The organism is Streptomyces sp. NPDC048483 (genome assembly GCF_040651455.1).
Lineage (GTDB): Bacteria > Actinomycetota > Actinomycetes > Streptomycetales > Streptomycetaceae > Streptomyces.
Genome location: NZ_JBEZJZ010000039.1, coordinates 1 through 14,559, shown reverse-complemented (window position 1 = coordinate 14,559; position 14,559 = coordinate 1). Strand labels below are relative to the sequence as shown.

The window sequence follows — 14,559 nt, the reverse complement described above, 5'->3', positions numbered from 1 at the left end:
CCGGCTCACCGCTTCGAGAGGGAGTGCCCGCCCGGGGACGGCGCGGGCGAGCGGGCCGGCTCGGGCAGGGTGACCTGCGGCGGGGCCGGTTCCGCGGTGCGCGGCGCGGGCGTATCCGCCGCGGGCCGGCCCTGGGGGGCCTGCCGCCGGGAGGTCCGCCGCCCCGGTGCGGCGGCGACGGCCGTCTCGTAGACCGACATCAGCGACTCGGCGCTGCGCGCGATGTCATAGCGCTGCACCACCGGCGGGACCGGCAGCCGGCCCGGCCCGACGCGCCGCAACTCGCGCAGCGCGGTGGCCAGTTCGTGGACGACTGGGCTGATACGGCGGGCGCCCGGCGCCTGCTCGGCGGGCAGCTCGTCGACGGCCGGACAGCTGCCGTACAGGACGTGCAGTCCGGCGGCGAGCGCCTCCAGGACGGCCAGCCCGAACGCCTCGTCCTGGGACGGGGAGACAAAGACGTCCATGGCCGCCAGCAGCCCGGGAATGTCCGGCACCTTGTCCGGGCCCCTGCCCGGTCCCTTGCCCGTGCTTTCGGCGGCCGCCGCCGGTGCGTGGTCCGCGCGGCCCACCGCGCCCAGCAGATGAATCCGGTCGCCCGAGCCGAACTGCCCGGCCATCGTCCGCAGCATCTCGCGCTCCGGCCCCTCGCCCGCCAGCAGCAGGTGGACGCCGGAGAGCTGGGTGACCGCCCGGACCAGCACGTCGAACCGCTTGGCGGGGACGAGACGGCCGACGCCGCCGACCACGAAGGCATCGACCGGGATGCCGAGCCGGGTCCGCACGGCGGAGCGGACGAGCGGGTCGTGCCGGAAGCGGTGCGCCTCGATGCCGCTGGGCACCACATGGATGCGCGGCTCCGGTACGCCCCAGCGGCGCAGCCGGGCGGCGACGGTGTCCGAGACGGCGACCGTGGCAGAGCCGAGCCGTTCGGTGGCCCGGTAGAGGGTGCGCACGCCGCGGGTCAGCCGGCGGCCCTCGATCACCGCGTCGCCCAGGGAGTGTTCGGTGGCGACCACCGCCCGTACGCCGGCCAGCCGGGCGGCGATCCGCCCGTAGACGCAGGCACGGTAGAGGTGGGTGTGGACCAGGTCGTAGCCGCCGTCGCGGATGAGGCGGGTGAGGCGGGGCAGCGCCCGCAGGTCGCGGTTGTTGGTCATCCCCAGATGGGTGACGGGGGTGCCGTCGGCGCGGATGCCGTCGGCGACCGGGCCGGTGGGGGCACTCCCCCAGCTACCGCTGGGGGCACCCCCACCCCGGCCCTTGAGGCCTTGGGGGACGGTGAGCGTGACGACCTCGCACTGCGCCGGCAGCCGCCGCAGCAGCAGCCGCAGCTGCTGCTCGGCGCCGCCCGTCTCCAGGCCGGTGATGACATGCAGAACCTTCATCACGTACTGCTCCCCTGATATCCGAGCTGACAGAAAACTCCGCCGGGAATTCCGGGGCGGCGGTCAGTGCCGGGTGTCGGCCTGGACGAAGAGTGCGCCGAGCAGATATCCCGCATCCTCGGTGGTGAACCGGAAATCGAGACGGTCGCCTCCGGACCGCAGTGCGGGCCGGAGGTCGAATACGTCGGAATCAAATCCCAGAGTATTGCGATAAGCGGGCCGCCGGACGATGTCCCGGCCGAAATCCGTAACGGTGGAATTCATCACATCATTAGCCGGGTTGGCGGCATCCCAGAGTGCAATGGGAGTCTTTTCGTCGGCCGCGGCGGAGAGTTCGTCATTTCCGCTGCCGCGGTCCCCGTTGTATGCCAGTACCCCCGCGCTGCCACGTGCATTCGGCGGAATCCGTAGCCCTTTCAGGCTCACCGAAAGGGCACGGTGATGTGCATTCAGCGGCTGAAATCCGTCCCATAGTGTGATCCTGCGCAGCGGCTCCCGGGCATTTTCGTACGCGACGACCAGCGTCCAGCCGCCCCAGCCGCCGACCGGGGAATTCCCCCGCGCCGCATTCACCTGCCCCACCGTGTACGCGCCCGCGCCGCCGTCCCGCACCGCCGCGGTGACGTCCGCCGACGCCTGGAAACCGTCCGCGCCGGTGGTGGTGCGGCGGCCGGTCGGGGTGTCGGCACGCACCTCCTTGTACGGGCCGCCGGGCGCGGCGAGCAGCACCCGGCTGTTGTCCTCGGCCTGCTTCTGCTCGCCGGCCCGCAGGTTGCCGCCCCAGTACAGCCGGGCGTAGCTGACCTTGGAGCGGGGCGGCAGCTGCAGGTCGGCGCGGCTGGAGTTGTCGGTGCGGGCGTCGGCGTCGACGTCGATGTAGGTCATCCGGTAGCGGCCGTTGGAGCCGTAGCCGCCCTGCTGGACGGCCGTGCACGGCCCGGCCGCGCGGCCGGGCGACGAACCGCAGGTGACCGAGGAGTTGGCGGTACGCATGATGCCGCCGTGCTGTGTCGCGTGATAGCGCTCGGTGAACGGAATTCGTGCGGATTCCCCGGGAGCCGGTGCGGCAACCGCCGAGGACAGTGCGGCCGGCAATACCAGAGCCGCTAGCGCGCATACGGCGCCGCGCGCGCCGCGGTCCCTCGGCTTCCGCATGCCTGCCTCTTCCGATTCCCATAAGCCCCGCTGGGCTTCCGTGCAGTCTCCGGACGTCAATCAGCCAATAGGAGAGCACTCTGACAGAAAGCCTGTGGAAAATGGCGGCAGGCACGCCGGGTACCGGCCCGGCTGTGCCGATCGGCGGAATACCGCACCCGGCCGGGCCACGGGTAAAGGACCGGACGGGCGAATGTTTTCCCAGAAGGCGGAACGGCCGCATCCCCGATCCAATTCGTTCGTTGTGACCGATGCCCCATTCGTGAACTGAAAGGAGAAAGGTGATGAAGAGGCTCGTCAGGTCCGCCACCATGGCCACGGTCAGCTGCGCCATGGTGCTCGGCGGCGCGTCGATCGCCACCGCCCATGGCGGTGGCAGCCACCACAGCCACAAGGGCGGCTACGGCCAGCAGGCCAAGCACGGTCGTTTTGGCGGCCATGGTCACCATGGCCACGGCGGCGCGCACGCCCGCGGTGTTGCGGTGCACTCCCCGGGTTTCCTGAGCGGCAACCTCGTTCAGGTGCCGATCCACGTTCCGATCAATGTGTGCGGCAACACCGTCGACATCTTCATCGCGGTGCTGAACCCGGCATTCGGGAACATCTGCATCAACAAGTGATCCGAGCGCCGGTCCGGAAGAGCATCGGTCCGGCACGGGTCGTGGTGTGCTGCGGCGGGCTACCCGGGACATCGGTCCGGGGCGGCCCGCCGCTCCGCCCTGGGGCGGGGCCCGCGCCCGCCGGCGCACCGCCCCCGCCCGATACTGGTGGCATGGCAAAGAGCAGGCGCGGGCGCGGCGGCCCGGAATCCGTCACCGAGACGGTGGACGGCGGGGTCGCGGAGCTGCGGCCCGACCGGGACCGGCCGCGCGGCTGGACGCTGCTGATCGACGGCGCCCCGCAGTCGCATGTGGACCTCGACGACCCGGCGTACCTGGAGTTCTCCTACCAGCGCCGCCTCGGCCACATCGCCGACCTGGCCGCGCCGCCCGGCAAGCCGCTGCAGGTCCTCCATCTCGGCGGCGGCGCGCTGACCCTGGCGCGCTACGTTGCCGCGACCCGCCCGCGCTCCACCCAGCAGGTGGTGGAGATCGACGCGCCCCTCGTCCAACTGGTCCGCCGGCAGCTCCCGTTGGACAGCGGCTGGCGCATCCGGGTGCGCGGCGGGGACGCCCGCGCGGGGCTGGCGAAGGTCCCGGACGGCTGGGCGGACCTGATCATCGCGGATGTGTTCGGCGGGGCCCGTACGCCCGCGCATCTGACCAGCACCGAGTTCGTGGGGGAGGTGCGCCGGGTACTGCGGCCGGGCGGCTGTTACGCGGCCAACCTTGCCGACGGGCCGCCGCTGCGCTTTCTGCGGGGCCAGATCGCCACCGCCCGTACGGTCTTCCCCGAGCTGTGTCTGACCGCCGACCCGGCCGTCCTGCGCGGCAAACGCTTCGGCAATGCCGTACTGCTGGCATCCGACCGCGCGCTGCCGGTCGCCGAGCTGACCCGGCGGGCGGCCGGCGATCCGCACGCGGGACGGGTCGAACACGGCCGGGCGCTGCTGGACTTCTCCGGCGGCGCGGCACCGGTCACCGACGCCACCGCGGTCGCCTCACCGGCCCCGCCGGCCGCGGCCTTCGACTGACGAGGTGCTGACGAGGCGTCAACCGGTGGCGCCGGGTACCGTCCTGCACTCGGGGCCAGGCGGATCTAGGCGGCGCAGAGCTGCGGGCGCAGGGTGTCGTAGGCCCATCGTTCCCACCGCTCGGGTGACCACCCGCGCTCGCGCACGAACAGCAGATAGAGCTCCGGGCTGAGCAGCGCGAACAGCACGTCGGCGGCCTGCGCAACGGGGAGCCCTTCGCGCGCTCCCTCCTTGGCCATCAGGGCTTTCGCGGCGGTGGCCTGCACGGTGAACCGTGGGTCCTCGTCGTGCTGCCAGAGTTCGGCGACCTCGGGATCCATCGCGGCCGCGGTGTCGACCACCTTCATGATCGGCGCGATGCGTTCGAGGATTCCCCGTGTCCCGCGGAGGTGCGCGCGCAGGTGCGCATCGGCGGTCCCGGCGGCCAGGGCGTCGCGGAACCAGGGCCTGTCCATCGTTGCCACGGGCTCGTCGTCACCGGCGATGGTGGTGTCGACGAGCTCCTTCAGCAGGGTCCGTTTGTTGCCGAACACGAAGTAGATCGTCTGCACGGCGACCCCGGCCTTGTCCGCGACCTCCTGGAGCATCGTCGCGCCGTAACCGCGCTCCACGAACAGCTCGCGCGCGGCCTCCAGGATGCGCCGCCGCGTCTCCTGAGCCTTCAGGGCCCGCTTCCCCGCCCTCTTGACCTCACCCATGCCCGCACTCTATCTCTAGAGTTGAACACTAGTGACGAGCTCTAGTGACGAACTCTGGTGAAACTGAGGAGTGTCGATGCCATCCATCGCCAACACCCGGCACGCACAGGCGTGGAACGGCCACGAGGGGGCGCATTGGGCCGACAACCCCGACCGCTATGACACGTTGAACGGCGGATTCAACGACGCGCTGCTCGCCGCGGCCGCGATCGGCGAGCGCGACCGCGTGCTCGACATCGGCTGCGGCACCGGCCAGACCACCCGCCTCGCCGCCCGCCGGGCCCCCTTAGGGCAGGCCGTGGGGATCGACATCTCCGCGCCGATGCTGGAGCGGGCGCGCGCCACCGCCGCCGAGGAAGGCATGGCCAACGTGGCCTTCGAGCAGGGCGACGCGCAGGTCCACCCGTTTCCCTCCGGTGGCTACCACGTGGCCGTCAGCCGCGGCGGGGTCATGTTCTTCGCCGACCACATCGCCGCGTTCACCCACATCCACCGCGCGCTGCTGCCCGGCGGCCGGCTCGCCTTCATCTGCCCGCAACTGCCCGCCGACGACGGCGACTCCGCCCAGGTGTTCGGACCGGTGAACGCCCTCATCCGCGAGCCCTCTCCCGCGTCGCGGGGCATGATGTCGCTGTCCGACCCCGCCCGCATCCATGAGGTGCTCGGCGCCGCGGGATACGCCGAGGTGACGGTGGCCTCCGTCGAGGGCCCCGTCAACTGGGGGCGGGACGCCGACGAGGCCGTGGACTTCTTCTTCGCGATGGGCCCGGTGCGCTGCAACCTCGACGGCGTGCCCGAAGAGACCGTGAGGAAGGCCCGCGAGCAGCTGACGGCGGCGCTCCGGCCGTACGAGACCTCGGACGGGGTGTGCACGCGAGGCGCCGTATGGCTGGCCACCGCCCTCCGTCCCTGACCTCCGCCGCACCGCACACCGGCGCGGGGCCGCTCAACGGCCAGGACGCGGAACCCCTCGCCTAGGTGGCGTGGTTGCTCGTCTCCACCGTCGGCGGATGCCCGTTCCAGGTGCAGATCACCGACGTATGGGCGCCGCCGCCGGTGAAGTCCACCCGGATCCACTGGTCCTGCTTCCACACCTGCATCTCCCAGCCCGCGTTCGGGGTCGCCGAGACCAGCTCGGCGGACCGGGCGTCCATGTCGAAGACGACCCGGCCGCCCGCCGTGGCGTAGCTCTTGATCTGGCCGTCGGTGGCCGGCGAGGAGCCGCTCGGCGGGGCGGGGGAGGGGCTGTGGGAGGGGCCGCCGCCGCTGGAGCCGGAGGGGGACGACGACTTCGACGGCGTGCCGTCGGAGGGGGACGGGCGGTGTCCGGCCGGCCCGGACGGCTTGGGGCGGTGCGTGGAGGAGGCGCGTGGCGAGATCCCGCCGTCCGCCCGGTCCCCCGAAGCGGCCACCTGGTCGGAGAGCGGCAGCGCGCGCGGCGCGTCGTAGGCCGTACCGGACAGCACCGTGTGCACGCCGAACCACGACAAGGTGACCGCGGCGCCGGTTGCCAGCGTCCAGGCCAGCGCGTGAACCAGTCCTCGTTGCATTTGGCTCATACTGCACCACCGGCCCGCCCGGTTGCAGCCCGCGCGTGACGTCCGCCACCCCCGCCCGGCGTCAACCTCACGTAAAGGCACAGGCCCGAATGGCGTACGGTGCCGCCCATGGCACGTGTGCTCGTCGTCGAGGACGATCAGTTCGTTCGCTCGGCCCTCATCCGGCATCTGACCGACGCCTCCCACACGGTACGCAGCGTCGGCACCGCTCTGGAGGCGCTGCGCGAAGTGGCGCACGTAGGCTTCGACGTCGTCATCCTCGACCTGGGACTGCCTGATCTGGACGGGTCCGAGGCGCTGAAGATGCTGCGCGGTATCACCGACGTCCCCGTGATCATCGCCACCGCCCGGGACGACGAGGCCGAAATCGTACGGCTGCTGAACGACGGCGCCGACGACTACCTCACCAAGCCCTTCTCCGTGGAACATCTCTCGGCCCGGATGGCGGCCGTACTGCGCCGCTCCCGCGCGAGCGCCACCGGGACGGAACCCCCCTCCCGAGTGATGCGGGTCGGCGGTCTTTCCGTCGACCCGCTGCGCCGGCAGGCCGAACTGGACGGTGTGGCGCTCGACCTGACCCGCCGGGAATTCGACCTGCTGGCCTTCCTCGCGGAGCGGCCCGGCGTCGTGGTGGCCCGTAAGGAGCTGCTCGCCGAGGTGTGGCAGCAGGCGTACGGGGACGACCAGACCATTGACGTCCATCTCTCCTGGCTCCGCCGCAAACTGGGCGAAACCGCGGCCAAGCCCCGGTATCTGCACACCCTGCGCGGCGTGGGCGTGAAGCTGGAGCCACCGCTGTGAGATGGGCGCTGGTCAAGGTGGCGCTGGCGGTCACCGTGATGGTCGTGGTGGCATTCGCGATACCGCTCGGGCTCGTCGTCAAGGAGATGGCCCGCGACCGCGCGTTCTCCAACGCCGAGCGGCAGGCCGCCACCATCGGTCCGGTCCTCGCCATCACCACCGACCGCACCCAGCTCGAGCGCGCCGTCGCCAGCGCCGAGACCGGACCCGGCGGCCGGATCGGCGTCCATGTCCCGGCGAGCGGCAAGCACACCCACCCCGCCGAGATCGGCACCCGCCGCGCCGCGCGCGAGGCCGTGGCCGCCGCGGTCAAGCTCGGCCGGGCCTCCATCTCGCCCGTCCCCGGTGGCTCCTGCCTCCTCCAGCCGACCGCCGTCGCCTCCGGTATCGCCGTGGTCGAGGTGTTCGTCCCCGACGCCGCGCTCACCAACGGGGTCACCACCTCCTGGGTGGTGCTGGCCGGCGTCGGCCTCGCGCTCATCATCGGCTCGGTGGCGGTCGCCGACCGGCTCGGCACCCGGTTGGTGCGCCCCGCCGAGCGGCTGGCCGGTGCCGCGCACGACCTGGGCAAGGGCAGGCTCGGGGTACGGGTCGCCGAGGACGGCCCCAAGGAACTGCGCTCCGCGGCCATCGCCTTCAACTCCATGGCCGACCAGGTCGTCCAGCTGCTCGCCAACGAACGCGAACTGGCCGCCGACCTCTCGCACCGCCTGCGCACCCCGCTCACCGTCCTCCGCCTCAACGCCGCCTCGCTCGGCGACACCCCCGCCGCGGAACAGACCCGCGCCGCCGTCGCACAGCTGGAGCGCGAGGTCGACCAGATCATCCGCACCGCCCGCGAGCAGAAGGCCCACGCCCAGCAGGCCGCCGCCGTGGCGGGCTGCGACGCCGCCGAGGTGATCCGCGAGCGGATGGACTTCTGGTCGGCGCTCGCCGAGGACGAGGGCCGCACGGTCCGGGTGGCCGGCGCGGGCCGTCCCGTACGGATCCCCGTCGCCCGCCCCGAACTCGCCGCCGCCCTGGACGCGATGCTCGGCAATGTCTTCCGCCACACCCCCGAGGGCACCGCCTTCGCCGTCGATGTCCACAACGCGCAGGAGGCGGTGATCGTGCTGGTCTCGGACGCCGGAGGGGGCATCGACGACCCGGACGCGGCGCTGCGGCGCGGTCACGGCGGCGGCGGGGACGGCTCCACCGGGCTCGGCCTGGACATCGTGCGCCGGCTGGCCGAATCGACGGGCGGCGACGTCCGGATCGGCCGCTCGGTCCTGGGCGGCACCGAGGTACGGGTCTGGCTGGCGCTGGACGACGGGCAGGACCACCACGGCGTACGGCGCGGCCACCGGCTGCGGCGCAGGCTGGGCGCGCGGGGGCGGCGGGCGGTCCGGGCCGGCGGGGGCTCCTGACCACCCCTCTCACCCCCTCTTAACCACCCCCTTCCGCTTCCTTAAGGCGGCCATAATTCCGCCAAGTGCCGCCCCGATCCCGGCAATTGTCCGTTTCGCGGTCGCTAGCGTGCGGGACGCACCCGGATGCACCACCGGTGCAGGACCGGCGCACACCCCGTGCACCCAGCCCCCCACGTGACAGGCAGGCACCCCATGACTCCCTCGGTACACCGCCGGCGCAAGAGCCGTACCACCAAGCTGATCGTGACCGGCGCGGCCGCCGCGGTCGCGGCCGGCGGCGCATTCGCCATCGCCGGCTCGGCCATGGCGAACAAGGCACCGCAGACCGACGCCGCCCCCGCGAAGGCAGGCTTCGCCCCGTACGTCGACACGTCCCTCGCCCCCGCCTACGACCTGGTGGACACCGCCCAAAAGACCGGGGTGAAGACCTTCAACCTCGCGTTCATCACCTCCGGCGGCGGCTGCGATCCCAAGTGGGGCGGCTCCGGCGAGCTGGGCAACGACGCGGTGGCCAAGCAGATACCGGCCCTGCGCAAGGCCGGCGGCGACGTCCGGGTCTCCTTCGGCGGCGCCAACGGCTCCGAACTCGGCCTCGCCTGCACGTCCGCGGACGAACTTGCCGCCGCGTACGGCAAGGTCATCGACCGGTTCCAGCTCACCAAGGCCGACTTCGACATCGAGGGCGGCGCGCTGCCCAACACCGAGGCCAACACCCGCCGCGCCCAGGCCATCGCCCAGCTCCAGAAGAAGCACCCCGGTCTGGACGTCTCCTTCACCCTGCCGGTCATGCCCGAGGGCCTGACCCAGGACGGGGTGAACCTCGTCGCCGACGCCAAGAAGAACGGCGTCAAGATCTCCGCCGTCAACATCATGGCGATGGACTACGGCCCCTCCTATGACGGCGACATGGGCACCTACGCCACCAAGGCCGCCACCGCCACCCAGGGCCAGCTCAAGAAGGCCCTCGGCCTCGGCGACGCGGACGCCTGGAAGACGGTCGCGGTGACCCCGATGATCGGCGTCAACGACGTCCAGAACGAGGTCTTCAAGGTCGATGACGCCACCGAGCTGGTGAAGTTCGCCCAGGACAAGCACCTGGGCGGGCTGTCGATGTGGTCCTCGACCCGCGACAAGCCCTGCGAGGGTGGCGGCAACTCCGCCCAGCCCACGTGCAGTTCCATCGACCAGGCCCCGCTCGCCTTCACCAAGGCCTTCGGCGCCTACACCGGCTGACATCCCCCCGAGGCGGGGCGCGGCGGAACTCCCCCCACCCGCTGCGCCCCGCCGCCCTGTGCTGTCCTTGGGGTGTGCCGAAGCCGCCGCCACCCGCCCGCGAACCGTCCTTCGATGCCGTCCTCTGCGACCTCGACGGCGTGATCCGCTTCTACGACATGACCGAAGTGACGCGTCTGGAGGAGGCGGCGGGGCTGCCGCCCGGCAGTACCGCAGCGATCGGCTACGCGCCGGAGAACGACCTGCCGCTGCTGCTCGGGCAGATCACCCGGAGCCAGTGGGCGCAGTCGATCGTCCGCGGGCTCGCGCCCCGCGTGCCGCTGCCCCATGCGCGGGCCCTGGCACGCGCATTCAGCCGGGCGGATTTCCGGGCCGATGCACAGGTCGTGGACCTCCTGCGCCGGGCCCGTCGGCGCTGCCCGCTCGTGCTGGTCACCAACGCACCGCCGTGGCTGGACAACGATCTGGCCTCCCTCGGACTCGCCGACCTCGCCGACGGCGTCATCAACAGCTCCCGGGTGGGCATCGCCAAGCCGGACCGGCGCATCTACGAGATCGCGGCGCACCGCGCCGGGGCCCGTACGGACCGCTGTCTGTTCGTGGACGACCGGCCGGAGAACATCGAGGCGGCCGTCGCCCTGGGCATGACCGGCGTGCACTTCCGCGGTGCCGGGGATCTGCGCACCGCCCTCGCCCCGCTCCTCGGGTAGCCGCCCCGCCGCTTACGCGGCGGCCCCCGCCCCGCTCCGTACGGCCGCCCGGAACGCGATCGGGGTCGTCCCGGCCCGCCGCTGGAAGAACTTGCTGAAGTTGGTGGCGTCGGCGAAGCCCAGCCGGTCCGCGATCCGCGCCGCGGACTGGTCGCCGTGCGCCAGCAGCCGCTTGGCCTCCAGCAGGACCCGGCGGTCGATGAACTCCTTCGCGCCGACCCCGGCCCCGGCCTCGGTGGCCCGCGAGAGGGTACGGGGCGCATAGCCGAGCGTCCGCGCGTAGTCGGCGACCCGGCGGCTGCGCGTGAAGTCCCGCTCCACCGCGTCCCGGAAGCGCAGATAGGTCTCGCTCGCCCGGCAGGCCCCGTCGTCGTCCCCCGCCTGCCCGTCCGGATGCGCGGCCCGCAGCACCAGTACGGCCAGCAGATGCCGCAGCACCTCGACATGGATCTCGAGCGGCAGCCCGCCCAGCGCCCCGAACTCCTCGTGCAGCTGCCGCATCGCCGCGGCCACGCCCCGCGCCGCCGCGCCCTGCGGACGGCGTACGGCGGGCCCGTACCAGTCCTCCACCCGCGCCGCCGCCGCGGTCGCCGGGTCCAGAAAGCCGGACTCGAAGAGCACCAGCCGCCCCTCCGCGCCGGCCAGATCGCCGAAGTGCTGCACCTGCCCGGGGCGCGACCACAGCAGATCGCCCGGCGCCAGGACGTGCTCGCGGAAGTCGACGCTGTGCACCAGCCGGCCGACGTCCAGGAGCAGCAGGTGATGGAAGCCGGGCCGGTGAGGCGTGGCCAGCAGGCAGGCGTCCGCGCGCTCGCGCAGCTCGGCCAGCGTCAGCACCTCCACCCCGGCGAGCCGCCCGGCCAGCGCGGCGAACGCCACCTCCCGGATCTCCGGCACGGCCTGCCCGCCCTTCGGCCCTTCCTGTCGCTTTTTGACCATCGCCCGTCCCCTTGCTACCCCGAAATGTCCCGCTCCTGCCCCTAGCGTAGAAGGCGTCGGCACAACCGCTGACGGAAAACGGAAGTCCGTAGCGTCGGACGCAACCACAGCTGGGAGACCCCCATGTCCACCACGATCGCTCTCTTCGGGGCCAACGGCACCATCGGCAGCCGCATCCTGAACGAGGCCCTGCAGCGCGGTCACCAGGTCACCGCGGTCGTCCGCGACCCCGCGAAGATCACCGCCGGCCACCCGAACCTGACCGTGACCAAGGGCGACGTCCTCGACCCGGCGTCCGTCGCCGCCGTGGCCAAGGGCCAGGACGTGGTGATCAGCGCGGTCGGCGGCGGGGACGGACCGGGACACCTCGCCACCATCAAGCCCGCCGCCGAGTCCCTCGTCGCCGGTCTGCGCACGCTCGGCGACGCGGCGCCCCGGCTGATCTCCGTCGGCGGCGCCGGTTCGCTCCGTACCCCCGACGGCAAGCAGGTCTGGGACGCGGAGGGCCTCCCGGAGTTCCTGCTCCAGATCATGCACGCCCACGGCGATGCACTGGATCACTACCGCACCGTCTCCGACGTCCGCTGGACCAACCTCAGCCCGGCCAACATCATCGAGCCCGGCGAGCGCACCGGCGGCTACCGCACCGCCACCGAGGACCTGATCACCGACGACGAGGGCAACAGCCGGATCTCCGCCGAGGACTACGCCGTCGCCGTCCTCGACGAGGTCGAGCGGCCGCGCCACATCGGCGAGCGCTTCACCGTCGGCTACTGACGCTCCGTCCCGGCATTCCCCCGGAAACAGTCAAGGCCCCCGACCTGAGGTCGGGGGCCTTGACAGTGGGGTGAGTAACGGGACTTGAACCCGCGACATCCTGGACCACAACCAGGTGCTCTACCTGCTGAGCTATACCCACCATGACCGGTGCTGTGTGGTTCTTTTTCCCCACCGGCTGAGGAAAAGTGTACAGGGTCTTGAGGGGTGCTCGCTCCCGGGTTTCTCGGGCCCGGGAGCGAGCTGTGTCACTGCGGTGTGGCCTGCGGGTCGGCAGGCAGGACGTGCTTCGCCGCGATCGCCTTGGCGGTGTCGGAATCCGGGCCGGGCTGCGGCACGAAGACCGCCTCCCGGTAGTAGCGCAATTCCGCGATGGATTCGCGGATGTCGGCCAGCGCCCGGTGGTTGCCGCTCTTGTCCGGACTGTTGAAGTAGGCCCGCGGATACCAGCGGCGGGCCAGCTCCTTCACGGACGACACATCGACGATCCGGTAGTGGAGATAGCTCTCCAGCACCGGCATGTCGCGCAGCAGAAAGCCCCGGTCGGTGCCGACGGAGTTCCCGCACAGCGGGGCCTTCCCCGGCTCCGGCACATGCTGCTTGATGTACGCCAGCACCTGCGCCTCGGCGTCCTCCAGCGTCGTACCGCGGTCCAGCTCGTCCAGCAGCCCGGAGGCGGTGTGCATGGTGCGCACCACCTCCGGCATGGTGGTCAGTGCCTCGGCCGGGGGGCGGATCACCACATCCACCCCGTCGCCCAGCACATTCAGCTCCGAGTCGGTGACCAGCGCGGCCACCTCGATGAGCGCGTCATTCGCCAGCGAGAGTCCGGTCATCTCGCAGTCGATCCACACCATGCGATCGTTCATGCGTCTCACCCTACGGGGCGTTCCCGCTGGCTGGGCAGCACGGGGCGGCCCGCGCTGCGGGAGACGGGTGCCTCCGGGATCCGGGCGGCGAACGCGTCCGACGTCGGTTTCCCGGCCTCGCCCGCATCCGCGGCGGCCATCGCGGCCGCCGGACCGTGCCCGGCCACCGTGGCGAACCGCTCCGGACCGCCGTGCCCCAGCGGCGGGCGCTCCCCGCGCTCGCCCCGCTCCGGCCGCAGCGCGGGCTCCGGCGCACCGCTCTGCGGCCGGCGCGCGCGGTAGGCCGCGCGGTAGGCCGCGGGCGAGGCGCCCAGCTGCCGCCGGAAGTGGCCGCGCAGCGCGACCGGCGAGCGGAATCCGCAGCGCCCGGCGACCTCGTCCACCGAATAGTCGGAGGTCTCCAGCAGCCGCTGGGCCTGCAGCACCCGCTGGGTGATCAGCCACTGCAGCGGCGCGCTCCCCGTAAGGGAACGGAACCGCCGGTCGAAGGTGCGCCGGCTCATATAGGCACGCGCGGCCAGCGTCTCCACGTCGAACTGCTCGTGGAGGTGCTCCAGAGCCCAGGCGACGACCTCGGCCAGCGGGTCGGCGCCGATCTCTTCTGGTAAAGAGCGGTCGAGGTAGCGCTGGTGCCCCATGTCGGAGGCGGTCCGGCGCGGCGGTACGACCAGCCGGCGGGCCAGCGCATTGGCCGCGTCGGCGCCGTGGTCGGTCCGCACGATGTGCAGACACAGGTCGATGCCGGCCGCCGTCCCCGCTGAGGTGAGCACATCGCCGTCGTCGACGAAGAGCTCGCGGGGATCGACATGGACGGACGGATAACGCTTGGCGAGCGTCGGCGCGTACATCCAATGGGTGGTGGCCGGACGGCCGTCGAGCAGTCCGGCTGCGGCGAGGACGAACGCCCCCGTGCACAACCCGACGATCCTGGCCCCTTCTTCATGCGCGCGGCGCAGCGCGTCGAGCGCGGCGGGCGGCGGGGCCTGGGTGATGGAACGCCAGGCCGGTACGACGACCGTCCCGGCACGGGAGATCGCCTCCAGCCCGTAGGGGGCGGAAAGTTCGAGCCCCCCGGTCGTGCGCAAAGGCGCATCTTCGCCCGCGCACACAAGTAGCCGGTACCTCGGAACGCCTGCGTCTTGGCGGTCGATGCCGAAAACCGAGAGCGGAATGGAGCTCTCGAAAATGGGGCCGCCACTGAAGAGGAGCACCGCGACTATTTCGCGGCGTCGACGGGCGGCAAGCTTGCGTGCGGCATCTGGTACGGCAGCGGAGTCCTGGCTCATGGCACTTACTGATCGTTTCAGAATGCGGTTCGTAGTCGTCGCAAGCAGATGATGGAGCAGGCGAGTTCGAGTAGTGCCTGGTGGAGGTCTGCGCGTATCTCG

Annotated in this window: 14 protein-coding genes, 1 tRNA gene and 1 pseudogene; 8 read left to right on the top strand and 8 right to left on the bottom strand. The window is 72.0% G+C overall.

The features are described 5' to 3' along the window. Positions 1–5: 5 nt before the first annotated feature. Positions 6–1,388 (bottom strand): glycosyltransferase, encoded by a 1,383-nt coding sequence (locus AB0D04_RS20710; RefSeq protein WP_362705171.1) that lies wholly within the window; start codon positions 1,386–1,388, stop codon positions 6–8. Between the two features lie 63 nt (positions 1,389–1,451). Next, a complete protein-coding gene (locus AB0D04_RS20705) occupies positions 1,452–2,381 on the bottom strand; it encodes a hypothetical protein (protein WP_362705169.1) in 930 nt (309 codons plus the stop codon). 473 nt (positions 2,382–2,854) lie between these two features. On the opposite strand from AB0D04_RS20705, the gene AB0D04_RS20700 reads away from it, so the two are divergent. Together AB0D04_RS20700 and AB0D04_RS20695 are read left to right on the top strand one after the other, a co-directional pair. Next, the gene (locus tag AB0D04_RS20700) at positions 2,855–3,163 is read left to right on the top strand and encodes a chaplin (protein WP_362705168.1); all 309 of its coding nucleotides are present in this window, start codon (positions 2,855–2,857) and stop codon (positions 3,161–3,163) included. Positions 3,164–3,315: 152 nt separating this feature from the next. Further along, a complete protein-coding gene (locus AB0D04_RS20695; RefSeq protein ID WP_362705165.1) occupies positions 3,316–4,176 on the top strand; it encodes a fused MFS/spermidine synthase in 861 nt (286 codons plus the stop codon). Positions 4,177–4,241: 65 nt separating this feature from the next. On the opposite strand, the gene AB0D04_RS20690 is transcribed toward AB0D04_RS20695, so the two are convergent. Next, positions 4,242–4,874 carry a helix-turn-helix domain-containing protein gene (locus AB0D04_RS20690; protein WP_362705162.1) on the bottom strand — a complete coding sequence of 211 codons (633 nt, stop codon included), beginning with the start codon at positions 4,872–4,874 and terminating at the stop codon, positions 4,242–4,244. Positions 4,875–4,950: 76 nt separating this feature from the next. On the opposite strand from AB0D04_RS20690, the gene AB0D04_RS20685 reads away from it, so the two are divergent. Then, positions 4,951–5,787 carry a class I SAM-dependent methyltransferase gene (locus tag AB0D04_RS20685; protein ID WP_362705159.1) on the top strand — a complete coding sequence of 279 codons (837 nt, stop codon included), beginning with the start codon at positions 4,951–4,953 and terminating at the stop codon, positions 5,785–5,787. A gap of 61 nt (positions 5,788–5,848) precedes the next feature. Here the strand turns inward: AB0D04_RS20685 and AB0D04_RS20680 are convergent, their stop codons facing one another. After that, positions 5,849–6,424, bottom strand: a complete 576-nt coding sequence (locus tag AB0D04_RS20680; protein ID WP_362705157.1) for a hypothetical protein — start codon at positions 6,422–6,424, stop codon at positions 5,849–5,851. A gap of 117 nt (positions 6,425–6,541) precedes the next feature. Between AB0D04_RS20680 and AB0D04_RS20675 the strand changes: the two genes are divergently transcribed. The 4 genes and pseudogenes from AB0D04_RS20675 to AB0D04_RS20660 all read left to right on the top strand — a co-directional run bounded on the left by AB0D04_RS20675 (position 6,542) and on the right by AB0D04_RS20660 (position 10,586). Next, entirely contained in the window at positions 6,542–7,234 is a 693-nt protein-coding gene (locus AB0D04_RS20675; RefSeq protein WP_362705154.1) for a response regulator transcription factor, read from the top strand. Then, complete coding sequence (locus tag AB0D04_RS20670) at positions 7,231–8,640, top strand: HAMP domain-containing sensor histidine kinase (RefSeq protein WP_362705152.1); 1,410 nt, start codon at positions 7,231–7,233, stop codon at positions 8,638–8,640. The genes AB0D04_RS20675 and AB0D04_RS20670 overlap by 4 nt, the downstream gene beginning before the upstream one ends. A gap of 348 nt (positions 8,641–8,988) precedes the next feature. Next, a pseudogene (locus AB0D04_RS20665) lies at positions 8,989–9,876 on the top strand (chitinase); the annotation flags it as partial. Between the two features lie 74 nt (positions 9,877–9,950). Beyond that, complete coding sequence (locus tag AB0D04_RS20660; RefSeq protein ID WP_362705149.1) at positions 9,951–10,586, top strand: HAD-IA family hydrolase; 636 nt, start codon at positions 9,951–9,953, stop codon at positions 10,584–10,586. A gap of 12 nt (positions 10,587–10,598) precedes the next feature. On the opposite strand, the gene AB0D04_RS20655 is transcribed toward AB0D04_RS20660, so the two are convergent. Beyond that, positions 10,599–11,525 (bottom strand): AraC family transcriptional regulator, encoded by a 927-nt coding sequence (locus tag AB0D04_RS20655; protein WP_362705147.1) that lies wholly within the window; start codon positions 11,523–11,525, stop codon positions 10,599–10,601. Between the two features lie 123 nt (positions 11,526–11,648). Between AB0D04_RS20655 and AB0D04_RS20650 the strand changes: the two genes are divergently transcribed. Then, positions 11,649–12,302 (top strand): NAD(P)H-binding protein, encoded by a 654-nt coding sequence (locus AB0D04_RS20650; RefSeq protein WP_362705144.1) that lies wholly within the window; start codon positions 11,649–11,651, stop codon positions 12,300–12,302. A 66-nt stretch (positions 12,303–12,368) separates the two neighbouring features. On the opposite strand, the gene AB0D04_RS20645 is transcribed toward AB0D04_RS20650, so the two are convergent. The 3 genes from AB0D04_RS20645 to AB0D04_RS20635 all read right to left on the bottom strand — a co-directional run bounded on the left by AB0D04_RS20645 (position 12,369) and on the right by AB0D04_RS20635 (position 14,457). Further along, positions 12,369–12,444, bottom strand: a tRNA-His gene (locus AB0D04_RS20645). A 106-nt stretch (positions 12,445–12,550) separates the two neighbouring features. Continuing rightward, positions 12,551–13,171 (bottom strand): oligoribonuclease, encoded by a 621-nt coding sequence (gene orn, locus AB0D04_RS20640; RefSeq protein ID WP_362705142.1) that lies wholly within the window; start codon positions 13,169–13,171, stop codon positions 12,551–12,553. Positions 13,172–13,176: 5 nt separating this feature from the next. After that, positions 13,177–14,457: a helix-turn-helix domain-containing protein gene (locus AB0D04_RS20635; protein WP_362705140.1), complete on the bottom strand. Its 1,281-nt coding sequence runs from the start codon at positions 14,455–14,457 to the stop codon at positions 13,177–13,179. Between the last annotated feature and the right edge of the window lie 102 nt (positions 14,458–14,559).